The 23,970-nt window shown below is 33.5% G+C and carries 24 protein-coding genes and 1 pseudogene; 21 read left to right on the top strand and 4 right to left on the bottom strand.

Features of this window, described 5'->3' with window-relative positions:
* From H7F21_RS14280 to H7F21_RS14240, 9 genes are all read left to right on the top strand, one after another.
* The coding region (locus tag H7F21_RS14280; protein WP_185789974.1) for a hypothetical protein at positions 1 to 888 on the top strand (888 nt) is incomplete at its 5' end.
* Positions 889 to 1,433: 545 nt separating this feature from the next.
* Complete coding sequence (locus H7F21_RS17590; protein ID WP_185789973.1) at positions 1,434 to 2,027, top strand: acyl carrier protein; 594 nt, start codon at positions 1,434 to 1,436, stop codon at positions 2,025 to 2,027.
* Between the two features lie 102 nt (positions 2,028 to 2,129).
* The gene (locus H7F21_RS14270; protein ID WP_185789972.1) at positions 2,130 to 2,771 is read left to right on the top strand and encodes a hypothetical protein; all 642 of its coding nucleotides are present in this window, start codon (positions 2,130 to 2,132) and stop codon (positions 2,769 to 2,771) included.
* Positions 2,772 to 2,988: 217 nt separating this feature from the next.
* Complete coding sequence (locus H7F21_RS14265) at positions 2,989 to 3,840, top strand: hypothetical protein (RefSeq protein WP_185789971.1); 852 nt, start codon at positions 2,989 to 2,991, stop codon at positions 3,838 to 3,840.
* Positions 3,841 to 3,986: 146 nt separating this feature from the next.
* The gene (locus tag H7F21_RS14260) at positions 3,987 to 4,676 is read left to right on the top strand and encodes a hypothetical protein (protein WP_185789970.1); all 690 of its coding nucleotides are present in this window, start codon (positions 3,987 to 3,989) and stop codon (positions 4,674 to 4,676) included.
* A 138-nt stretch (positions 4,677 to 4,814) separates the two neighbouring features.
* On the top strand, positions 4,815 to 5,372 hold the full coding sequence (locus H7F21_RS14255; RefSeq protein WP_185789969.1) for a hypothetical protein: 558 nt from the start codon (positions 4,815 to 4,817) through the stop codon (positions 5,370 to 5,372).
* A gap of 208 nt (positions 5,373 to 5,580) precedes the next feature.
* Positions 5,581 to 6,039, top strand: coding sequence for a GNAT family N-acetyltransferase (locus H7F21_RS14250; protein WP_185789968.1), 459 nt, complete (start codon positions 5,581 to 5,583; stop codon positions 6,037 to 6,039).
* A gap of 149 nt (positions 6,040 to 6,188) precedes the next feature.
* A complete protein-coding gene (locus H7F21_RS14245) occupies positions 6,189 to 7,355 on the top strand; it encodes a serine hydrolase domain-containing protein (RefSeq protein ID WP_185789967.1) in 1,167 nt (388 codons plus the stop codon).
* 128 nt (positions 7,356 to 7,483) lie between these two features.
* Positions 7,484 to 8,374 carry a hypothetical protein gene (locus H7F21_RS14240; protein ID WP_185789966.1) on the top strand — a complete coding sequence of 297 codons (891 nt, stop codon included), beginning with the start codon at positions 7,484 to 7,486 and terminating at the stop codon, positions 8,372 to 8,374.
* A gap of 36 nt (positions 8,375 to 8,410) precedes the next feature.
* On the opposite strand, the gene H7F21_RS14235 is transcribed toward H7F21_RS14240, so the two are convergent.
* Positions 8,411 to 9,172, bottom strand: a complete 762-nt coding sequence (locus H7F21_RS14235; protein WP_185789965.1) for a DUF481 domain-containing protein — start codon at positions 9,170 to 9,172, stop codon at positions 8,411 to 8,413.
* A gap of 248 nt (positions 9,173 to 9,420) precedes the next feature.
* On the opposite strand from H7F21_RS14235, the gene H7F21_RS14230 reads away from it, so the two are divergent.
* The 3 genes from H7F21_RS14230 to H7F21_RS14220 all read left to right on the top strand — a co-directional run bounded on the left by H7F21_RS14230 (position 9,421) and on the right by H7F21_RS14220 (position 11,559).
* Positions 9,421 to 10,002: a magnetosome magnetite crystal formation protein family gene (locus tag H7F21_RS14230; RefSeq protein WP_185789964.1), complete on the top strand. Its 582-nt coding sequence runs from the start codon at positions 9,421 to 9,423 to the stop codon at positions 10,000 to 10,002.
* A gap of 102 nt (positions 10,003 to 10,104) precedes the next feature.
* Positions 10,105 to 10,485 carry a hypothetical protein gene (locus H7F21_RS14225; RefSeq protein ID WP_185789963.1) on the top strand — a complete coding sequence of 127 codons (381 nt, stop codon included), beginning with the start codon at positions 10,105 to 10,107 and terminating at the stop codon, positions 10,483 to 10,485.
* Positions 10,486 to 10,566: 81 nt separating this feature from the next.
* Positions 10,567 to 11,559, top strand: a complete 993-nt coding sequence (locus H7F21_RS14220; RefSeq protein ID WP_185789962.1) for a hypothetical protein — start codon at positions 10,567 to 10,569, stop codon at positions 11,557 to 11,559.
* Position 11,560: 1 nt separating this feature from the next.
* Here H7F21_RS14220 and H7F21_RS14215 read toward each other — a convergent pair whose 3' ends face one another.
* Entirely contained in the window at positions 11,561 to 11,971 is a 411-nt protein-coding gene (locus tag H7F21_RS14215) for an Lrp/AsnC family transcriptional regulator (protein WP_281397806.1), read from the bottom strand.
* Between the two features lie 153 nt (positions 11,972 to 12,124).
* On the opposite strand from H7F21_RS14215, the gene H7F21_RS14210 reads away from it, so the two are divergent.
* Together H7F21_RS14210 and H7F21_RS14205 are read left to right on the top strand one after the other, a co-directional pair.
* On the top strand, positions 12,125 to 12,361 hold the full coding sequence (locus H7F21_RS14210) for a hypothetical protein (protein ID WP_185789961.1): 237 nt from the start codon (positions 12,125 to 12,127) through the stop codon (positions 12,359 to 12,361).
* Complete coding sequence (locus H7F21_RS14205; protein WP_185789960.1) at positions 12,354 to 12,869, top strand: GNAT family N-acetyltransferase; 516 nt, start codon at positions 12,354 to 12,356, stop codon at positions 12,867 to 12,869. The genes H7F21_RS14210 and H7F21_RS14205 overlap by 8 nt, the downstream gene beginning before the upstream one ends.
* An 11-nt stretch (positions 12,870 to 12,880) precedes the next feature.
* Here the strand turns inward: H7F21_RS14205 and H7F21_RS17610 are convergent.
* Positions 12,881 to 13,012: pseudogene (locus H7F21_RS17610) on the bottom strand (TlpA family protein disulfide reductase); the annotation flags it as partial.
* Between the two features lie 83 nt (positions 13,013 to 13,095).
* On the opposite strand from H7F21_RS17610, the gene H7F21_RS14200 reads away from it, so the two are divergent.
* Together H7F21_RS14200 and H7F21_RS14195 are read left to right on the top strand one after the other, a co-directional pair.
* On the top strand, positions 13,096 to 14,208 hold the full coding sequence (locus H7F21_RS14200; protein ID WP_185789959.1) for a helix-turn-helix domain-containing protein: 1,113 nt from the start codon (positions 13,096 to 13,098) through the stop codon (positions 14,206 to 14,208).
* 102 nt (positions 14,209 to 14,310) lie between these two features.
* A complete protein-coding gene (locus H7F21_RS14195) occupies positions 14,311 to 15,561 on the top strand; it encodes an erythromycin esterase family protein (RefSeq protein WP_185789958.1) in 1,251 nt (416 codons plus the stop codon).
* Between the two features lie 174 nt (positions 15,562 to 15,735).
* Here the strand turns inward: H7F21_RS14195 and H7F21_RS14190 are convergent, their stop codons facing one another.
* The gene (locus H7F21_RS14190) at positions 15,736 to 16,950 is read right to left on the bottom strand and encodes a peroxiredoxin family protein (RefSeq protein ID WP_185789957.1); all 1,215 of its coding nucleotides are present in this window, start codon (positions 16,948 to 16,950) and stop codon (positions 15,736 to 15,738) included.
* 206 nt (positions 16,951 to 17,156) lie between these two features.
* Here H7F21_RS14190 and pheT point away from each other — a divergent pair, with 206 nt between their 5' ends.
* The 5 genes from pheT (at position 17,157) to H7F21_RS14165 (ending at position 23,940) form a co-directional block, all read left to right on the top strand.
* Positions 17,157 to 19,583: a phenylalanine--tRNA ligase subunit beta gene (gene pheT, locus H7F21_RS14185; protein ID WP_185789956.1), complete on the top strand. Its 2,427-nt coding sequence runs from the start codon at positions 17,157 to 17,159 to the stop codon at positions 19,581 to 19,583.
* Positions 19,584 to 19,719: 136 nt separating this feature from the next.
* Complete coding sequence (tpx, locus tag H7F21_RS14180; protein WP_185789955.1) at positions 19,720 to 20,220, top strand: thiol peroxidase; 501 nt, start codon at positions 19,720 to 19,722, stop codon at positions 20,218 to 20,220.
* A 36-nt stretch (positions 20,221 to 20,256) separates the two neighbouring features.
* A complete protein-coding gene (locus H7F21_RS14175) occupies positions 20,257 to 20,625 on the top strand; it encodes a diacylglycerol kinase (protein WP_185789954.1) in 369 nt (122 codons plus the stop codon).
* A 68-nt stretch (positions 20,626 to 20,693) separates the two neighbouring features.
* Entirely contained in the window at positions 20,694 to 21,470 is a 777-nt protein-coding gene (locus tag H7F21_RS14170; RefSeq protein ID WP_185789953.1) for a M15 family metallopeptidase, read from the top strand.
* A gap of 52 nt (positions 21,471 to 21,522) precedes the next feature.
* Positions 21,523 to 23,940: an FtsK/SpoIIIE family DNA translocase gene (locus tag H7F21_RS14165; RefSeq protein WP_185789952.1), complete on the top strand. Its 2,418-nt coding sequence runs from the start codon at positions 21,523 to 21,525 to the stop codon at positions 23,938 to 23,940.
* Positions 23,941 to 23,970 lie beyond the last annotated feature (30 nt).

Below are 23,970 nucleotides of genomic sequence, written 5' to 3'. Positions count from 1 at the left end.
GGCAATAATTTGAAAAAATCCGTTTACATATTGAACTTTCTGCTTATTCTATTAGCTTTTTCTTGTGGACAAAATTCATCTGAAAAAGAACTGAATGGAAATTGGCGTGAAATTGAAAATGAATATAGTACTTGGCACTTCTACCCTGATAGTCTTGTTTTCAAAATAAATGGAGATACAGAAGAAAAGGTCAATTGGAAAGGAAATAAATCAGAAATTAAATTTGATATTCAAACTTCCGATTGGAATTCAGATGAAAAAATTGTTGATACTATATACAAAGTTCGAATTGATTACCAACTTTCGGATAAAAAAGACAGTCTTTATGTAACTTTTAAAAATAATTTTGGTACACATAAATTCGGTTTACTAAAAGCAAAAAATTATGTTGAGTATCTAAATAAAAAGTTTGGAATTGATTTTACATTACCAAAAGATAGTAGTGGAATATATTTAGGGCAAATGTATCATTCAACAATTGGTGGTAAGAAACTACACCCTAATTATGGACTAAAAATCTTTATGAGAAGTTCAAATGACAAAATTGTCGCTAGAACAGAGCTTTCCGAAAATCTAAATAATTTGGGGTTTGACATTAAGAAGTTTAAAGATAGTATTAGACCTTTGGAGGAATATATACCTGGGGAAAACGAAATGTACTCAGATGAACGATTCCATTTGCGAATTTTTGCTGACAAGAGTATTCCAGATTCAATAATTACCAATAAATTAAAGGTTTCAATAGCGGAAAAGAAATCTGAACTTAACAAACATTATCCTGATACATTACCTATTAGGATTTATAGAATATTAAAAACTAAAGGAATTGACCCTCGGAATATAAAAGGAAAAGAAATAAAAACTATTGCCAACACCGTGTATAACTAATTGCTAGATCACTGCCGACTTACGAAAATTCCGCTGGAATTTTCTATCTGTGATTTGTTTGCTAAATTTAGTGCTTAAACACGCAACGAAATCATACACAAAACCGATGATATCGAATACGCCTACGGCGTACTTTTGTCTATGCTGCTTCGCAGACTATATATCCAAAAGCAGTGCGACATCATTGCTGCGCTATGCCAATTGCAACATAACATTTATCAAGTACATATCAGCAAGTTTCGCCGCTGCGGCTGATTTACTCAACATATCAGGTCGCTAGATCCAATTATTCATGACATCTATATTTTAAAAATAAGAATTCATCGGTCGCTTCGCTCGGTGGTTGCTCTTTTTTTGTTCCCAATAAAAGAAAAATCAAAGCTAACGCTCGCTTTGCCAGCTAGCTTAAGGTCGATAATTGGCAATTAAAAAACATACCGAGGGATAACTATTGCAAATCATCGACTCGATTTTTCATTATCTTCACAAAAAAACAGACAACTGCACATAGCGCAGCGTTGTAAAACATTTAACACAAACCGAAAATGGGATTAGATTCAGTCGAATTACTTATGTCAGTTGAGGATAAATTTGGAATACGAATTGAGGATTCCGAAGCCGAAAAAATTGCTACTGTACAACACTTTGCCGACACTGTTTATAACAAAATTATAGTAAATCCGACAGATAAGTGCTTGACACAAATCATATTTTACCGAATTAGAAAAGCATTTCAAGACTTAAACTTGACTGAATTGGAAATAAGGCCGAATAGCAAAATTTCGGATTTGCTCACTCAATCGGAATTGAAAACAAATTGGAATCGATTAGAAACAGAACTTGAATTGAAATTACCTGAATTAGTTGCTATTGACTTTAATCCAAAATTAGACTCGCACGTAAAAATTTTTGGAATTAAAACTATCAAAAGAAATACGCCTGTGACTAAAGGAACAATCAGAGAGTTAATTGATTGGACAATATCTCTGAATTTCGAGAAAACAATTGACATTCAAAAAATCACTAATAAATATGAAGTTGAAAGAATAATTTCGGGAATCATAAGTGAAAATATGGGAATTCCAATAGCGGAAATTGAATTAAGACATACAATAACAAACGATTTAGGAATTGATTAAAAAACGTTTTACAACAACGTGTATAGCTCATTGCTTTGGTCGTTGCCTATTTGGAAAATTCCTTCGGAATTTTCTCGCGTTCGTTTTTGTTTACTAAATTAGTTGCTGAAACACGCAACTAACCATATACAAACACGTTGGCAGCAAGTTGAGAAAATGACCGTGAATAAGAATAACATTAAGACATTAAGAACAATCCATCGAGAGTTGAGTTATAACTCAATTACTGATTATATTGGAATAGAAATTCCTATTGATATATCGAAAAGTGGAGAAGAAATTATGGAGGAATTAAAATTTCTGATACAAGAAAAACTTAATGTTCAAGTAAAATCAAATAAAAGTAACAGCATAAAAGGAACAATAGCTAAATATGGATTAATTGACATCAACTTTGAAATTAATTTAAAATTTGATTCGAACTCGAACAACGGAATTCAGACTTTAAAGGAAAATGGATGGATTGATAAAGAATCAAATTCTGAATTCGAAGATAACTCAACTGATTTTCTAGAAGATATCGTGACTGAATTAAATGAAAATAAAAATTATTTAAAAGTATATGCAGTTTCGAAAAGTCAAAAGGGAAATTGGTTTAAGGAGAAATCTTATCTCTTTAAACAATTTATGAAAAAGGAAAAGTTAAAACCATTAACCGAAGATAGAATAATGAACTTTGAAATTAAAGATATGTGTATTACAAATTATTCTGGAATTTGGTTGTGGAAATATTTTTATATGTAATCTAACAAAAATCAGCTGCCAACAACGTGTATAATTCATTGCTAGTTGACTGCCTACTTACGAAAGTAATTGCGGACTTTCTATCTGTGATTTTTTCTAACTTTGGTGTTAAAACACACAACGAAATCATACACGAAACCGATGATGTCGAATACGCCTGTGTAGCACATTTTAGAAAACTATCACAACAAGACAATATTCTGAACGTTAAATGATTATGAAAAGAGCTCAATTATTGTTTTATATCATCGCTATGTTTCTTTTTATTGCCTGTGACACAGATGAAAATAACATAGAAGAACCTTTGACGGAGAGTTTCATATTTGAAGATGGATTTGAAACTCAAAATAACTTGTTAGACGAACTTTTTCTGTCAAATGGCAATAGATGGTCAACTATTCAACAAACCGACCCTTCAAACGCTACTAATGAAATATCAATTTCCACTACTGAATTTAACGAGGGACAGAATGCACTTTACATTTTTGCAAATCAGTCAGATTCTGATTTATCAAAAGTAGATATTGAGAAAAATGGATTAAACATAGTTTCAGGTAGTAAGGTCACGATAAAAGCTGACTTCTATATAGTGGGAACAGAATCTCTCGAAAATTTGCTTCTTATAGATTTAGAATGCTGTTCTTGTTGGGATCCAACTGTTGGAGATAATTATGGTTCAGAAAATCAGTGTCCAGGTGTGAGACTTATGATGTCTGGTGGTAATGATTATCTTTCAATTGAAAGAGGAAAAATATCAGGAACAACAATACAACAAACAAATATTGCTTTTCCAAGAAATCAATGGGTTTCAGTCCAATGGGAAATGACCATGTCAGATAATGAAAATGGCCGTAATAGATTAATCATTAACGAAACGGAAGTTATTAACCAGGCTGGAATGAATATGCCAAATGCACAGGTTTTCAGGGATGTTTTCTTAAACCAAGGAATTGATTTTTCATTACAAGAGCCTACCTTTTATGAACGTGTACAGATTGGAGCCACAGCAAACCCAACAGCAGGAAATATAGAGTTGTTCGTTGATGATTTTTCGATTAAGGTGGAATAAAAATGCCTCAGAACAACGGCTCTAGCTCATTAGGCTGAATTACTTACATCAATCTACTTCATTCGTGTCTATTCGGTTTGTATTTGCTAAATTAGTTGCTTAACTAAGCAAAAACGTTGTGTGCTATTTGGACAAACCCATAAATTATGATTGAAAACTTACCGAATTGGATTAATTGGTTGTTCTTATTAACTGCAGTTTTAACAATCGGCATTTTTCATTACACAAATGGAAAACCGAATAAATTAACCTATCTGATAATAATTTGGAGTTTAATTCAATCAATTTTGGCATTTTCAGGATTTTATGAAAAAACTGATTTAATTCCGCCAAGATTTTTGATTGTATTAATTCCAGTTTTTATAACTCTTATTTATGGGCTTACAAAAAGACCTTTGAATTGGATAATTGAAAATAAAAAATTAAATACGTTTATACATACAATTAGATTGCCAGTCGAAATTGTTCTTCTTTATCTATACCTGAACAATATGATGCCTGAATTAATGACATTTGAGGGGCGGAACTTTGATATTTTGGCAGGAATTTCAGCACCTATAATTGGAATATTATTCTTAAAGAACATTATTGGTCGAAATATTTTGATTATTTGGAACATGATTGGTCTATTCTTAATTCTATTTGTATTTGCAAATGGAATTTTATCGAGCGAATTACCAATTCAAATGTTCGGATTTGAAAAGCCAACTAAAGCACCTAATTATTTTCCTTTCATTTTATTGCCAGCAACAATAGTTCCTATTGTAATATATTCGCATATAACTGATATTATAAAATTGTGGAAAGAAAAAAACAGCGAAGAACAGCTTGTATAATTCATTGCTTGATTACCGACAACGTACGAAAGTTCTGCTGGAATTTCCTATCTGTGATTTGTTTTCTAACTTAGTTGCTCAACTAAGCAAAAGCTGTAAGCGAACGCGTTGTATGTCATCTGTAAAACTAACTCTGAATTGAAAAAACTACTGATAATAGTGCTTTGTACGATTTTAGTCTCTTGTGGAATTCAAAAGAACAAAACGCAATTTGATGAAGTAGCTATTGACAAGGAATTGCGTAGTAATTTATTCAGCTCAACTGAATTTATGCTTAATCCTTTGACTTTAAAAACGGAATTTGGCTATGACAATATTCCTGATTCAACTCAATATATTATTAAATCCAACGCGATTGTAAATAGCGATAGTTTAAGACTAATGAGGTTTGCGAAATTAAAACGAATTGACTCTGACACTCTTGAATTGAAAATATTTGAGACTAATCCAGCGTACAGTCAAAATTTGACCATAAAAATAGTTGACAATCAATTCAAATCGAATTTTAAGTATTGGATGTCTGGACCACCAATTGACCCCAAAGTAAAAACACTTAAACAGGAATTAATTATTAAATCAATTCCTAAACAAAAAGGAGAAATGATTTTTGGAACATTTTATTTTAAAGGAATTTGTGAATCGGATTGTAGTGGAGAAATTGAAATAAAAGGTGATTTTAAAGCAGAATTAGAATAAAAATATGATATCGCATATAATTCGCTGCTTATACTGGCCAACTTTCGAAAACTCCTTGCGCCAGTTCGTTACGTTGGTATCTTTAGGATTTCCACTACGAACAGTTCATTTTGTTCGTGTCTATTCAATCTGTATTTGCTAAATTAGTTGCTAGAACAAATAACGAAACCATACATAAAACCTTTAGCTACAAGCTAAAAACACAACAATGATTACAACAAGAGACGCAACAAAAAATGATATTGATACATTATTTGATTTGATATTGGGAATTGCAAAGTTTCATAATCAAGAAGAATATGTTCTAACAAATAAGGAGGAAATGTTGAATTCAGGTTTTAATAACGAACCTAAATTCGGCGCTATAATAGCGGATTTCAATAGTAAGGTTGCTGGGTATCTTTCTTATACCTGGAATTATTCAATATGGAATGGCTGTGAATATATGAACTTGGATGATTTATTTGTTTGGGAAGAATTTAGAGGTCAAAAAGTTGGCTTAATGTTAATGGAACACGCAAAAAATATTTGCAAAGAAAAAAATATAAGTCTAATTCGATGGGAAGTGGAAAAGGATAACGTCAAAGCAATTGAATTCTACAATAGACTTGGCGCAAAGATAACGGAAAAGGGAATATTTAGGTGGCATCTAAATGCTAGTAACTAACATTGTGTGTGTGTGTGGCGCACTAGTCTGAAATTCCTAGTAGGAATTGCTTCGCCAGTTCACTTCGCTCTTATCGACGGAATATTACTCGCGTGCCATTCCGCAACGAAACCATAGCCAAGACCTTTATACCCAAATAGAACAAAATTATGAGAACAATAAATAATATTACAATAGTATTTTCAATTTCGTTTATGGTTGTCATTATTGGTTGTAACTCAAAAAATAAAAACTCAACTAATGACGCAGAAAAGTTAACTTCCCTAAATGTCCTTTCTGCAGTAATAGATTCTATTAATTTAGAAATAAATAATGGAGAATACGGATTAATTGACCGTTTTATGGTTATACAAAATGATGAGGTATTGGCAGATTTCAAGTATAAACAAGACTATGAATCGATTGCACAAAAATATGATACTACTAATCATCAATATAATTACAATCATCCCAGTTGGCATCCTTATTACAAACAGAGTGAACTACACACATTACAATCTATTACCAAAAGTGTTTCTTCTATTCTCTTAGGCATAGCTCTAGATTTAAATGAAGATTATACTATTGAGACAAAGGGAATGTCCTTTTTCAAAAATTATGAATTCAACTTTGAAGACTCAAGAAAAAATGATATTACTATTGAAGATTTATTGACAATGAGAAGTGGTTTGGAATGGAACGAAGATGATTATACAGATCCAATAAATGACTGTAACTTATTAGAGAAAAGTGATGAATGGATACAATACGTTCTCAACAAACCTACAGATGCAATTCCAGGCACCAAATTCGAGTATAATAGCGGAGCAAGTGTTCTATTAGGTAAAATCACTAGAAATATTACTGGAAAACGTATTGACAAATGGGCTGAAGAAAAATTATTTGGGCCACTTGGAATTACAGATTATTATTGGAAAGAAACACCAGATGGAGAAATTGATACAGAGGGCGGTTTATTTCTGAGAACAGAAGACTTAGCTAAGATAGGGACTCTTTTTCTTAATAAAGGAAAATGGCATGACAAACAAATTGTATCTGAAAGTTGGGTTTTATCCTCGACAAGTCCAATAATAGAAAGCATCGACCCTGACAACAATAGTAAAATTGGATATGGCTATCAATGGTGGATTCCTCATCACTATAATGGGAAAAGTGAAATTGTTGCTGGAATTGGATATGGTGGACAATACCTAATGATAGCGCTAGAATACGATTTAATAATTGTATTTAATGGTTGGAATATTAATGACGCCCCTGAAAAGTCAACTCGAAAAGTTTTACAGGACAGAATAATTCCGTTATTAAAGATTAAATAACTGGGTATAACAATGGCTATATGTAATTGCCTGCACCAGTTCGCTCGTTAGCCTCTATTCAATTTGTATTTACTAACTTAGTTGCTTTACTAGGCACACATGCTGTTATGTGAATTAAAGTTGTAAATATGAAAATTGTATTTGTTTTAGTTCTTATGGTTTTGATTGGATGTAAAAACTCTGACAAAGACTCCAATATCGAAATGAGGACCATTTCCACATCTTTTGATGACAAGGTGTTAAATAATAGGAACTCACATACTAAAAGGTTCAATATAGAAAAGGACTTACTATTAGTGCAGTTTGATTGCAAAACTGATGTAGATGACCTGCACTCTATTGCCGCTTTAGCAACTTTATTAACAGACACAACCTATTCTAAACTAAAGTATCACGCTGTAGCTGGAACTTATGGCATTCAGGATGGATTATATGTTCCACCTAATACCTTGTTTCAGCTCGTTTTCGATGACAATTGGACGGATGCACATGACGATGTCATCTCGGCAATTGAAAAAGTTAAGGTCAAAGTTAAATCAACACTCTTAGGAAAAGGTGATATCTGGATTGCTGAAGCTGGGCAATCAGACTTTACAGCTCGCATAGTTAAGGCTATTCAGCTGGGTTTACCAAAAGTGAATACACTGCAGCGTATTCATGTAGTGCAACATAGTGATTGGAACGAACAAACAACTACTCCAAAAAGTTTAGATTTCGTCAAGACAAATTCGAATTATCATAAAATAGCGGATGGAAATTTTGTTGGAAACGGAACTCCTGGATTTCAAGATGCTGAATATACTGACTGGAAAGGTAAAATAGACAATCCTCAAGTGATTAAAATTTGGCAACACACTATAGACTTGTCCAATACCTATAATGGCAAAGACGGCCGCTATAATAATAAAGCTGTTGCCGCAGGAGGGCTGGACTTCTCCGATTTATCTGAAGTTTGCTGGATCTTGGATATACAAGATATTAAAGATGTAGATGACTTTTTTAAATTATACTCAAACTAGACAAGAACAGCTTGTAGCAAATAATAAATAGATAAGTTAATAACTCTTTAGTGTCAACCCAAACGTCAAGAATTTATCTTCTCGTTTTTGGTTTTCTACAACGATACTCTCAAAGGTATGCAGGTAGTTGATTTTAAAGTTTAAGAATTTCCAGATCGGGAATTCCAGGCCAAAATCGGCACGCCAACGATAATTATTACTTTCTTCTAACGAGGGTTGTATATAGCTTTCGTGACTCAGAATCACTTTATCCTTAAACATGTAGTATTTCCCATTCACCCAAACCGTAGCGCGAAAGGTGTTAATCTCGTCGCTGCCGTCATATTCATTAAGGTTAAAGTTGGTATTATTAAAATTGGTCTGTTCGTATTCACTCGTCAACGAGAACTTTAGCCAATCTTTATCTTTTTTATATGCTTGCCAAGTGACACCAGCACCAAGCAATGACCGCGAATTAATTTCGCGCCTAAAATTGGTACTAAAAAAACCTAAAATTTGAGGGTATATTTTTTTCTCAGGGTTGAAATATAAAAAATTAAGACTTAAAATATCAGCATCTGCTTTTTCACGTCCAAACTCCTGATATACGTATGAATTCTGTGTCTTTACCACCCATTTTTTCCATGGTTTATAAGTTACGCCAGATTTCGCTCTAAAAATTAAGGTCTCCACGTTACCACCTTGCCAAAAGCCAGTTACCGATAAGTCTGCCTTTACTTTTAATGAATCGCTTTCATTGATTTGGGCAAAGGGGACTGTTGGTAGTATTAAGAAAATATATATAAACTTCTTTAGCATAAGTCTTTAAAACTGATATTAAACAACTTTGTTCATCTGTTCTCCAAGTGAAAATGATTAAGGAAATATAACTCAAATTCAAAGCGTTCTTAATAGCTCCGCTCCGCTTATCGAAGTATAATTTTTTCTTTCCTCAAAAATCACTCGAAATGACATTCTTTTTGGCTTACAAAATTATTTAATTGCTAATTATTATACTTAAAAGTGCGTAGAATTCTACGATAACGTTTTCTTTCACTAAATTAGTAGTGGATCTTATTACAGATATTTTGACAATTATTAAAAACATCAGAGAACAATTAGGTTTTACTCAAGCTGAGTTAGCCAATAAATCTGGGTTGTCTCTTAGAACCATTCAGCGTTTAGAATCTAGTAATAAAGAACCTAAAGGCCACACATTGAAAGTACTATCCAATGTTTTCAATATGGAACCTAAGGTGCTTCAAGACAAGTTTCAGCGTATTGAAAGCACAAAAAATTCCGAGAAGACTTCTATTCAATTGATCAATCTATCAATTATATCGTTTATAGGTATTCCTTTTGGCAACATCATTTTCCCACTCATAATCTGGTATAGAAATCGTAAGTCCAAAATTGTTGATGACATCGGAAGACGTATCATTAATTTTCAAATTATATGGTGGATCATCCTCTCATTACTTTTAGCCATTTCACCATTTATGAGTCGTCAATTTTTCTCCAATACGCAAATTATATTGTATGTGTTATTTGTAGGTTATGCCTTTAATGTTGTCGTTGTTGTTGTGACTGCCATGAAATTAAAACGTAATGATCTTGACGTTCTCAACCTTCCAATTCGTTTCATATAGCTATAAGACACTGTAAATGTCGTAAAATTGGCGGCATTTAAAACCTTTTAATATCGGCTTTTTGGGCTTAATTAGTGGTGTTCATTTATAAAACCGCTTATTATGAAAACTAAACACATTATACCACTCTTTCTACTTATAGGATTGGTTCTAAGCTGTGGTTCTACCAAGAGTACTATCAACCCTGATGATAAACTCATCGGCGACTGGAGCCTGGTTGCTGAAGCTACTCCTCAAGGAGACGTGCCCATAACAATGACTATTGCCAAAGACGAAGCCGGTAATTTCATCGGCGCACTTACATCAATGATGGGCGATTATACCATGTCTAATCTTGTTTTAGAACATGGAAAATTGTCTTGTGCGTTTGATGTTCAGGGTATTCTTTTTGAATTTCAAGGCGTTTTTATCGAAGACGAATTTAAAGGGCAAACTATAGGACCAGCGGAAAGCTATGTTACTAACGGCAAAAGGAAAGGTTAAACCATAAGACTTAAACTTGCTTTAGACCACTGGGCTTTTTTATAAATTCAAACAATTTCATCACATCAAAATCACACAATCATGAAGAAAAAAATCGGTTACACCCTGCTCATTCTTTTTTTAATCCTAATTTCTGTTGGCTTTTACTACATCAGAAAGTTTAACAACGCTTTTTTTAAAGAAAAGTCAGCCTACCTAGAATATACTTATGAATCCAAACCCATTCATTTTAAATGGGCCGCAAATTCTACTGGGTCGGAAGGATATCACGAGCCTCAAGCCGCAATTTTAGTGCCCATAAAACTCAATGATTTTTCACACAAATTTTACATGCAATTTGATACTGGTGCGCCACATTCCTTTATCTACGAAAATGATTTAAAATCCTTACGCGCGCTAGGTATGGATATAAAGGAAATCACAAAAGGCGAAGAGCACTATGTAGAGCAGCTAAAGTTTAGACTAGACAACACTAATATAGATGCCAGAATGATTAGAGTACTAAAGAATTACGGCAACTCTTTTGATAAAAATGATACGATATCTAATATCAGTATAGGAACCATTGGTAGTGATTTTATTGCCAATAGAATTACGGCTGTAGATTTTAAGAACCAAACACTTGAACTCTATAACCAACGTCCCGAATGGATGAATACCTTGCCTGAATTTCAACCTTTTGATTTTGCAGGTAGACGTATTATGCTACCAGTAAAAATAAATAACAAAGACTATGAATTATTTTATGACTCTGGTTGTAGTGCCTTTGGTTTAATCACCATCAAAAGCCGATTTGATAAGTATACTGATGAGAAAACACAACCTATTGCCTATGATGCCAAAAGTTGGGATAGCAGCATACCAATAACTAGTAAAACAAGCAATCAACTATTTGATATCGGAAACACTAAATTGAGCCTAAAACGGGTTAGTTATATTGATATGTATACTTGGTCCCAACCACTTGTGACACCCTTTACAAGAATTGGTGGTTGGTTAGGAAATCAACCGTTTAATGAAAGTGTTTTAATTCTTGATACTAAGGCTGAAGAGTTTTTGGTATATGAACAATAAATCACACCTCTAAAATAATACTAGTCTTCGTTGCTCCATATTGCGATATTCTTTCTAGAAAAGCAATCAGGTGCCTATTGTTTTTAAAGTAACCCAGAATACATAAGCAATCATCACCAGTGATGCGATCACAACGACGCACCTCTTCCATGGCATGTATTTTCTCTAATGCATCAGAAGCCCCTCTTGCTTCTCGATGCATCACCAAAGTAATATAAGCCTTAGTTTCTATACCCAATTTTTCATGATTCACTTTTAAGGCATAACCTTCTATGATGCCTTCATCTTCCATTTGCCTAACACGCTTACCTATTGCAGGAGCAGAAAGACCAACTTCTTTACCAATATTAGCAAAGCTTTCCCTTGCATTAGTTTTAAGCATTTCAAGTATCTTTTTATCTAACACATCCATTTGTAATCAAAATTATATTAATTAATATTGGAAATAATCGAATGCAAATATATAATTATTAATTCGTTTATAAAGTAAAAATCAGATTTTGCATTCTATATTTGTATCATCAGTTTTGAATTAGAATTATTTAAAACGACAAAAACACAAACTATGAGTCCATTTTTAATCGATTGTATTGGTTATGCAGGTTTAGTCATCAACTTATATTCAATGTCTACCAAAGGTGAGTACAAACTGAGATTAATCTCTTTAATCGCAAATCTCATTTACATATTATACGGCGCACTAATTAGTGCTTCACCAATAATTGTTGGTTGTACAATAGCTGTATTTCTACATGGCTATCACATCAAAAGATTACGAATTAATAAGAATAGTAATGGTTAGAATAAAAATAGCTACAAAAGCAGATACAGAAGTTCTAGCACTTTTGGGTCGACTCACGTGGGCTGAATCTCACGGTCATTATATTGAAGATAAAAACGATGTATTAAAATACCTTAACGAGCATTTTTCGGTTACCAAAACGAAACAAAACCTCGACAATCCTAAACTCATCTTCTGTATTATTTATGTAGATGATTTACCAGTAGGTTATGCGAAATTAGTAGTAAATGCATTGAATGAAAATATTGCTTCGCAAAACAGTGTTCAATTAGAACGTATTTTCATCCTAAATGATTTTATACCTTTAAAAATTGGAAAACAGCTACTAACTTTTGTTGAAGAAAAAGCGAAGTCATTACAATTAGACACCATGTGGCTTACGGTTTATATAAAAAATGAAAGAGCCATAAGGTTCTATGAAAAAAACAAATTTAAAAACGTAGGTGAATTAAATTTTATAGTGAATGGAAAAGGATATGAAAATATAATTTTCTCAAAAAGGTTATAGTCTCACGAGTATTATTCCTCCAATAATTCATCAATAAAACTTTCAAATTCAGTCTTAAACTCAGTATACTTTTCACCAGTGGCAGGACCATTAAAACCCGTATGGATTTTACGAACTCTACCTGTTTTATCAATGAAAACGGATTAGATCTCATAAGAAACAAACCCCTAAAAACAACAACTATATTATTTGTTTCCGTAAGTCTATTATCTTTAACCTAAATTATATGGACTTACAGTATAACGCATTTAATATCCTCATTCTATTTGGAGCCATCCAAGGTATTATTCTTTGCTTTTTTTTACGCCAAAAAAGGACTACGAATGCGTTGGCAGTAGATTTCTTTTTATTATTTCTGTTTTCATTGTCGTTCTTTAATTTAATCTATGCCTTTTTAGACATGGATTTGTTTAAATATTACAGACCATTACATGTGTTTCCATTTCCTTATAAATGGCTTATAGGTGTTGGTTTTTATTTTTATATAAAAAATCAATTTCCTGTTACAGAAAACGAACCACCTTATCACAAGAAAGAATGGTATTTACTTGCTCCTGCATTTATTTATATGATTTTGAGAATTTACTGGTTCTCTATTGCTGTTAAAGAAGATAGTTATCGAATTGTAGCCGTTGTAGTATACTCAGGCTTTTTTAGAATTAATGAGTTTTTTTTCTTGTTTTTTACTTTTTTTATGGGTGTTGCTTCTTTACGTTTCCTAAAGAAAAATGCACATAGTATACCATCCAAATCACTATTAGCATTTAAATGGCTTAAGATATTTACGCTAGTCTTTATTAGTATTAGCTGTATCGATATATTATTATACGCAATAGATTTAATTATTAATTCAGGTATAGAAACTTTCGGGTTTTATTATGCGACTTTACTCATAAATGCAGGTTTTATTTATTGGATTGGTTTTATGGGATTCACAAAATCAAAACTACTCTTTAATACTTTTAAATACTCTAAAGACTTATCGGAAATTTCAACATCTGCTATTTCAAAAAAATTAAAACAAGCAATCAACGTAGATAAAGTCTATCTTAATCCAAATCTTACATTATCTGAAATGTCCGTACAGTTTAAGGTAACACCCAAAGAACTTTCAAAACATATAAACGATGTCTTAGGTAAGAATTTTTCGGAATATATCAATGCGTATCGCGTTGAAGAGGTTAAAGCATTAATGGCCTCTAAAGAAGCTTCAAAATACACCTTAGTAACTTTAGCAGAAAAAGCCGGATTCAGTTCAAAATCTTCTTTTAATGAAACCTTCAAAAAAGTAACAGGAGATACACCTTCTGCATATAAAAAGAAAATAAAGGGCTTGTGAAATATGTCCAAGATGCTGTTTTCTGGACATGTCTATCTTCAAAATCACTTTTTTTTAAAGGTTTCCTTTCATATTTGTAGCAATTAATTTTAAACGTCTTTTATGAAACGCTATATCATTATTTTACTTATTGTATTAGGCTCTATTAAATTGGCTTGCAGTCAAAAACAAGTATCGCCACCGGATTGGCTTAATGAGAATACCATTGAATTACAACCAAATGGAGTTTATGATTTTTCTAAATTAAAAGATGTTTTAAAAAACAGACGGATTGTTGCTTTAGGAGAAAGCTCTCATGGGTTGGGAAAATACTATGAAATGAAATCTGAGTTAGTGATGTATCTACACAAAGAATTAGGTTACGAAGTCCTTGCCATGGAAGGAGGTCTTGGTGATATTAATCTAGCTTACGCAGATATTGATACTATTTCACCTAAAAATTTGCGAGATTATACACTTTTCGGAAACTTTAAAGCACAAGAAGTAGATACGCTCTTTAGTTATATAAAAGAAACTCACTCGTCTAATAAACCGTTGATATATGCTGGTTATGACACACAGTTTTCATCAAATTATTTTATCACAAAAATAGTACGTTTATTGGCTCCTATAAACAAAACTATGTCTGATAGTTTTAGTACTCGTCTTTATTCTTTTCAAAAATCGTTTCAAGCAGCACGGAATAATGATTCTATTACATATATAAAGCATCGTAATATTTTTATTAAAAATGCGAATGAGGCTAATTTATTGATAAAAGAAAACAAGGATTCACTTATACAAGCAAAAGCAATTACCGAGGAAGATTACCAAATAATTCAAAGAACATTAGAAATGTTTGTAAAATCTACTAATCTAAGTTACGCAGATCGCTATAAGGCAATAGAACTTAGAGATGAACTTATGGCAGAAAATCTAATTTGGCTGCTAGACGAAATGTATCCAGATAAAAAAACTATTGTTTGGGCACATAATGCGCATGTTGAGAAGAACTCTCAAGAAGACTATAATTCAAAACTCATGGGACATTATCTCAAAGAAAAGTATAAAGAAGATTATTATGCTTTAGGACTCTTTGCTTATGAAGGCAATGCGTATCAATTTTGGACTAAAGACGCGATTCCCTTTAAGAATAATGACAGTACAGCCATTGAAAATCGATTTTTTAAAACAGGAAAAACGGCTCCTTTTTTAGATTTATCAAGCCTAAAATCAAACAATTATACACAGTGGCTCTTTGAAACCAATACCGCTTTTGAACTTGAGAATGGAGGTGCCATCTCTTTTATTCCTACCCATCGTTTTGATGGCATCTTGTCTGTTAAGTTTTCCGAAATCCCAACATACGATTGATAGATTAAATAAAAGCTGTATTAGTCACTCCTTTTAGTTCTTGGATGTTAATAAACTATGAATTCTTTAACACTCTAAACCATTGATTTTTAATATATAAAAATCTAACGTCGCTTAACGTTTGATATTAGTCATTGAAACGGACTCATATCACAAAGTTAAGCCTATCAAAATTTACTCAGCTAACAATTCATCAATAAAACTTTCAAATTCAGTCTTAAACTCAGTATACTTTTCACCAGTGGCAGGACCATTAAAACCCGTATGGATTTTACGAACTCTACCTGTTTTATCTATAAAAATAGAAGTTGGATATGATAACACATGATTAAGCATTGGCAGTTTTTCTTGTGCCTTAGCTTTATCGGAAGTGCCATATTGTGCCAAAAGAATTGGATAGGCAATATCAAGTTTGCTTCTTAGTCTATTAATACTTGCAAAGGCTTTGTCTTCAGTTTTTGCATACTCAAAAGCCAATGCAACAATCTCTACTCCACGCTCTACATTAGCTTCGTAGAATTTGGTATAGTATTTACTTTCATCCAAACAGTTAGGGCACCATGTTCCCATAATCTGTACAATGACGACCTTATTATCAAATCGCTCATCACTTAGGGATACCATATTACCATCTTCGTCCGGAAATGAAAATTCTAAACTATCATAACCATCCTTTAAGAAAGTGAGTTCATTGGCACTTGGCAATTCGTAAGTGTCATTCCGTTTAGCTACGAAAGGTTCTTTCCAGTGATTACCAGAATAAAAGGTACCTTCCAAAGTAGAGTCAGAAACTTTGGCTGTAAATAAAAAAGCATGAGCACCATCAAAAGTAGATAACTTCATTTGGTCGCCTTCCATAGCACCTTCAAGATAACGATAATCACCAGTTGTAGTTCTAAAGGTTCCTATAACTTTATCACCATTTTGTTCAAAAATGCCTTTGGCAATATACTCGTCACCAGCAATACCCTTGCTAAATACGACTTCCCAAATTCCCGAAACATCTTGAGTCGGTTTTAAGTTAACAGCGAAACGATTACTATTTTCAAATTCAGCAGAGAATGGCACTACTCTATCCAAACTTTCCTTGATAAAGCTTCCGCTCAGATTATTGTCTTCAAACCTTGCGGCAATATAACCTTCAAAAACAGGCGCTTTTATAAAAACAGAATCGTTTCTGTACGCTATTTCATCAACTTCAATGGCTTCATCAGCATTAAATATTTTCAATTTGTCTTTCGACGCTACTTCAAAAATAAATGGCAAAGCCTCATTATCCTGAACTTCTAAAACTGCTCTATAAGTTCCATTCTGTAAATACTTTAGCTTTTTTTCTTCTTCACAATTCCACACCAAAACCACCAAAAGCAATACCATCAATTTTCTCATAACAAATCGTTTTCTTTAAAGTTCGAAATTATAACAATGTCCTTACATAAAAAAGGCAAAATCATATTTAACGCGTTTATAATTCATCATTTTAATGACTATGTTGAACATCCATGTAAGCCCATTAATATTGTGATTAAATTTTAGTAATGGATGTTTCATTAGGAAACAACTATTATTATCTTTGTTCCTTGATTATTTGAGACATGAAGATATCATATAACTGGCTTAAGCAGTTTATAAATATAGATTGGGACGCTGAGAAAACCGGAGAACTTCTTACGGATCTAGGCCTTGAGATTGAGGGCATTGAACGCTACGAATCCGTAAAAGGAGGATTGCATGGTATTATTATCGGTGAAGTATTGACTTGCGAACAACATCCCAATGCAGATCGCTTAAAAGTGACCACAGTAAATATTGGTGCTGACACCCCTTTACAAATTGTTTGTGGTGCACCTAATGTAGCAGCAGGACAAAAAGTACCTGTAGCGACTATTGGCACGACCTTATATACTGCTGAAGGTGAGGCTTGGAAAATAAAGAAAGGTAAAATTCGTGGCGAGGAAAGCCACGGAATGATTTGTGCCGAAGACGAGTTAGGTCTTGGTGAGTCGCATGATGGCATTATGGTCCTAGATCCTAAACTTAAAGTCGGTATTCCTGCTGCACAAGTATTTAATATCGAAAATGATGCTATTTTCGAAATCGGATTAACACCAAATCGTGCAGATGCCATGAGTCATTATGGCGTTGCTCGCGATCTTAAAGCTGGTTTATTACAACAGGAGATTCCTCTGGAATTGATAACACCATCTTTGAGTGCTTATCATGTCGATGCGAGGTCACTTAAAATAGATGTCGATGTGCAAGATAAGGAGAAATGTCCAAGATACTCTGGTGTAACCATTTCTGATGTTACGGTAGAACCATCTCCAAGTTGGCTACAGAGTCGTTTAAAATCTATTGGTCTATCACCTATAAATAACATAGTAGATATTACTAATTATGTACTTCATGAATTGGGACAGCCGCTCCATGCTTTTGATGCTCATAAAATATCCAAAAATAAAGTTGTTGTTAAAACTTGTGCACCTGGCACAAAGTTTACAACTTTAGATGGTGTTGTCAGAGAATTATATGAAGATGATTTAATGATCTGTGATGACGAAAAACCAATGTGCATTGCAGGTGTTTTTGGAGGTATTGATTCTGGTGTTACTGAAAACACGCATAATATTTTCTTGGAAAGCGCCTATTTTGATCCTGTAAGTATCAGAAAAACAGCTAAACGCCATGGTCTTAATACAGATGCTTCTTTTCGATTTGAAAGAGGTATCGATCCAAATATTACTGAATTTGCATTAAAACGTGCAGCACTTTTAATTACTGAAATCGCTGGAGGTGAAATCAGTAGTGATATTTCTGATTCCTACCCGATCAAGATTGAAGATTTTCAGGTGCGCTTGAGTTTTGATAATGCCAAAAAATTGATTGGAGAAGAGATTCCAAGAGAAACTATAAAAAGTATTCTAACTTCCTTGGACATTAAAGTGAACAATGTTACGGAAACTGGATTAGGCTTAACAGTTCCTGCTTATCGCAATGATGTACAGCGTGAGGCGGATATCATTGAAGAAATCTTAAGAGTTTATGGCTATAATAATGTTGGTACAACAGAAAAGTTAAATGCATCAATATCCAACTCTTCTCGTTTTGAAGATTACAAGCTTCAAAATGTTATTGGTAATCAATTAGCTTCTCAAGGCTTTTTTGAAATTATGGCCAATTCATTGACCTCTCCGAAATATATGGCATTAAGCAATGATTTAAATGAAGATCATAATGTAAAGATGCTCAATCCCTTGAGTAATGATTTGGAGGTAATGCGCCAATCCTTACTGTTTTCTGGTCTGGAAGCTTTGGCTCACAATATTAACAGAAAGCGCAGTGATTTAAAACTTTTTGAATTTGGTAAAACTTACCATCAATATGCTGAAAATAGAGCGGAGCATAAACATCTTTCATTGTTCGTCACAGGAAATAAAAACGAAGAACGCTGGAATTCACAAACACAACCAAGTGATTTCTTTTTTCTAAAAGGTACGGTTGAAAGTACTTTAGAGCGCTTAGGTTTAAAGCGTCTAAAATCAGCACCAACCAAATCTGATGTCATTAGCGAGGGCGTGAGCCTTTCATTGGGAAAGAAAACAATGGTAGATTTCGGATTGGTAAAAAAGTCAGTCTTGAAACATTTTGGTATTTCCCAAAATGTGTTATATGCTGATTTTAATTGGGATAATGTATTGGAAATGGCACAGCACAATAAAATCAAGTTTAACGCTATTCCTAAATACCCAGAAGTGAGACGTGACTTTGCGTTATTATTGAATAATAGTGTGAGTTTTGAAGATATTCATACCATTGCCAAGCAAACTGAAAAACAATTACTCAAAAACGTGAACTTGTTTGATGTTTATGAAGGAAAAAATCTTCCTGCTGGCAAAAAAAGTTATGCCGTAAGTTTTACGCTTCAAGATGAAAACAAAACATTGACAGACAAGCAAATTGATAAACTCATGTCTAAGCTACAATCTAATTTTGAGAGTAAACTTGGTGCTGAGTTGAGATAGAGTTACTCATAAAGTAAAAATTTAGCCATATTATTCACACCTTATAATATGGCTTTTTTGTTGGAAACATTATCATTTTATTCACAATTATCACAAACCCTTTTTTTATTTTTAACAAAAATTAAAACATCATAACATGGCAAACGTAACACTAGGAGGAACTCCAGTAGAAACTATAGGAAATTTACCAGAAGTTGGTAGCAAAGCACCTAATTTTAAACTTACTGCTACTGATTTATCAGATAAAGCAAATTCTGAATTTGCAGATGCTAGATTAGTACTTAATATTTTCCCAAGTGTTGATACAGGTACTTGTGCTCAGTCTATTAGAACATTCAATGAAAAGGCTAGCCAATTAGAAAACACTAAAGTCTTATGTATCTCTAAGGACCTACCATTTGCAATGGCTCGTTTTTGTGGCGCTGAAGGTATTGAAAATGTTGAAAGTCTTTCAGACTATAAAACAGGTCGCTTTGGAGATGAATATGGCGTAACCTTTAAAACTGGCGCATTTGAAACTTTATTGTCACGTTGCATAGTTGTTATTGATACAGATGGTACTGTGTTACACACAGAACAAGTTTCCGAGATTGCTGACGAACCTAATTACGAGGCGGCTTTAGACGCTTTAAAGTAATCAAAGTCACCATAGGACACTTCTCAATACAAGTTGATGCAAAAAAAGGAACCTTTTATTATCAATAGGCTCAAGAGTGTAGGCTATGCATTTAAAGGCATGCTTATTCTTGTAAAAACCGAGTCTAGTATTAAAATACAAGTCTTTATAGCCGTCGTTGTGACTATTGCCGGTTTTTATTTTGATATTTCTGCAACAGAATGGATTGCCCAAGTCGCCATGATAGGATTGGTAATGAGTATCGAAGGTATAAACACTGCTATTGAATATATAGCAGATTTTATTCATCCAGAGCATCATCCAAAGATTGGACTCATTAAAGATATCTCCGCTGGTGCCGTTTTTATTGCTTCAATTGTGGCAGTGATTATTGCAGCGATCATTTATTTACCTAAGTTTTTTTAATACCAAACTCATTAAACAAGCGTTACATAAGTGCAATTATAAGCCTTTGCGAACTCGTATTTTTTAAAATGAAGCAACTACTGATATTTATTGTTATAAGTTTAATAATCTCTAGCTGCAATACTAAAACAAAGGACACTGCTGTCATTGACTTTGAGGAAATTCAAAAGGACACTATAAAACCTACAAGGCAAATTGATACATTAATGATCTCGAGAGCATTTGTTCTAGGAAAGTTCGATTATAAAAGTGACTCTACTTTTGTAAAAGTAAGTCCAGAATTTTCAACAAAAGAGATTTATCTAAATAGTCAAGTTTACAAAGCTTTTCTTCAAATGGTGGACTCAGCAAATAAAGATGGTATTGAATTAAAAATACTATCAGGAACACGAAATTTCAATGAACAAAAAGCGATTTGGGAACGTAAATGGAAAAGGTATAAAGATTTAAAACCTATTGATCGTGCGTTGAAAATCTTAGAATATAGTTCCATGCCAAGTTCTTCGAGACATCATTGGGGAACAGATATGGATTTGAATAGTTTAAATAATTCGTATTTTAACAGCGGAAAAGGATTTATGGCTTATGAATGGCTTAAAACCCATGCCAATGCATTTGGTTTTTATCAAGTCTATACCGATAAAGAAAATGGTAGAACAGGATATAGTTTAGAAAAATGGCATTGGTCGTATTTACCTTTGGCAAATCAATATTTAGAATTCTATAACTCCAGCATAACCTACGAAGATATTAACAGTTTTGAGGGTTGTCAGTTAGCAAAAGAATTAAAAATAATTGATGCTTACGTCAATGGTATTTCCAAAAAAGCTAAAGATTACGAGTAAAATAGATTTCCGGTTTTTCGGAAAATAGTTACCGAAATGAATTCGGCATAAAATGGCAAAAAAAACCACAAAAAAAAATACGAGAACCAAGGCTAAACCTAAGGCAAAATCAAAAAAGCTGTCGTTTAAGTTATCCGATCAACAAAAGCTCGTTTTTGGAAGCTTGTTGATAATTTTAGGTGTGCTTCTTTTTATTTCGTTTGTATCGTATATTTTCACAGGTAAGGAAGATCAGAGTGTCTTAACTAATTTCCCAGAACGTTCAGACGCCTACAAGAATTGGGCAAGTCAATTAGGTGCTTGGGTAAGCGAATTTTTTATAATCAAGGGGTTCGGAATACCATCATTTATTTTTGCTGGCTTAATTTTTCTTTCCGGAATTTATGTGACATTGAATCTCAAAAAAGGAAAACTAAGAAAACATTGGATTTGGGGTACTTTAATCGTCATTTGGCTATCTATTTTCTTTGGCTTCTTCACCCACAAATATGATATCCTTGGTGGAACTATAGGATTTGAAATGAATCATTTCTTTCAAGATTATATAGGTAAGATAGGGGTGGCACTGCTTCTACTCTTTGGTCTCATCACCTATTTGGCCATTCGTTTTAAGCTTACTGGAGATACATTTGTAAATCTTTTTAAGCGCGCGAAACGCGATATTAAAGATGATGTGACGTTTCAGTCAAATGATGAGGACACTGCTGTTATTATTGACAATAGCTTAACCGAAGAAGCTGAAGCCATAAAATCCGCTTATGAGATTCCGCTTGATAAATCGGAACCTACAGAAGATAGTCAGCCAAAACCAAAAGTAAAGACTGATACCCTAAAAATGGAAGTGGACAAGAAACCTGTTGAGAAAACAGTTGACATTCCAGAATTAAAAGTTGAAGTTGAAGCCACTAAAGAAGAAAAATCCGAAACAGATAACTTGGCCGATAAATTAGTTGAAGATTTTGGACTATTTGATCCAACGTTAGAATTGGGCAACTATCAATTTCCACCTTTAGACTTATTAAAAAAGTATGATAACGAAGGTATCTCTATCGATCAAGAAGAATTAGAAGAAAATAAAAACCGGATTGTAGAAACACTGCTCAATTATAAGATTGGTATAAGTAGCATTAAAGCGACTATTGGACCTACTGTGACCTTGTATGAGATTGTACCAGATGCAGGTATAAGAATTTCCAAAATAAAAAATCTCGAAGACGATATCGCACTTTCTTTAGCAGCGTTAGGTATACGTATTATTGCTCCGATACCTGGAAAAGGAACTATAGGTATTGAGGTACCGAATAAAAATGCCACTATCGTATCCATGCGATCAGTTATTGCTTCGCAGAAATTTCAGCAGTCCAAAATGCAATTGCCAATTGCTTTTGGTAAAACTATTAGTAATGAAACCTTTGTAGTGGATTTAGCAAAAATGCCTCATTTGCTTATGGCTGGAGCTACAGGTCAAGGTAAGTCCGTTGGTTTAAATGCTGTATTGACGTCGTTATTATACAAGAAACATCCCGCCGAAGTCAAATTTGTACTTGTTGACCCGAAAAAAGTAGAGCTCACACTATTCAATAAGATTGAGCGTCACTATTTAGCCAAGCTTCCAGATAGCGAAGATGCCATCATTACAGATAACACCAAGGTAATTAATACGCTGAATTCGCTTTGTATAGAAATGGATAATCGCTATGAAATGCTTAAAAATGCCTTTTGTAGAAATATCGCAGAATATAACGCTAAGTTCAAGGCTCGAAAATTAAACCCAAATGACGGTCACGCCTTTTTACCATATATCGTTTTGGTTGTTGATGAGTTCGCTGATTTAATAATGACGGCTGGTAAGGAAGTAGAAACACCAATAGCCAGATTGGCGCAATTAGCACGTGCTATTGGTATACATTTAATTATTGCCACACAACGACCATCCGTAAACGTAATTACAGGTATTATAAAAGCAAACTTCCCAGCGCGTATTGCATTTAGAGTAACCAGCAAGATTGATTCACGCACCATTTTAGATGGTTCTGGTGCTGATCAACTTATTGGACGTGGTGATATGCTCTACACACAAGGCAATGATTTAATTCGTATTCAATGTGCCTTTGTTGATACTCCTGAAGTTGAAAAAATCACGGAATTTATTGGTTCACAAAAAGCTTATCCAGATGCGCACTTGTTACCCGAATATGTTGGCGAGGAAGGTGGCACAAATCTTGATATAGATATCTCAGACAGAGACAAGTTGTTTAGAGAAGCTGCTGAAATCATTGTTACAGCACAACAAGGTTCAGCGTCCTTATTACAGAGAAAACTAAAATTGGGTTACAACAGAGCGGGTCGAATTATAGATCAGTTAGAAGCTGCAGGAATTGTAGGTTCTTTTGAAGGCAGTAAAGCCAGACAAGTATTAGTGCCAGATTTAGTAGCTTTGGACCAACTTTTAGAAAATGAAAGTTCATAATGGCATTTGGCAAGAGAAGATCAGTTGCAA

This window comes from Winogradskyella flava (assembly GCF_014243395.1).
GTDB classification, from domain to species: domain Bacteria; phylum Bacteroidota; class Bacteroidia; order Flavobacteriales; family Flavobacteriaceae; genus Winogradskyella; species Winogradskyella flava.
Note: the sequence above shows the minus strand (reverse complement) of the source record. Positions and strands in the feature narration are given on the sequence as shown.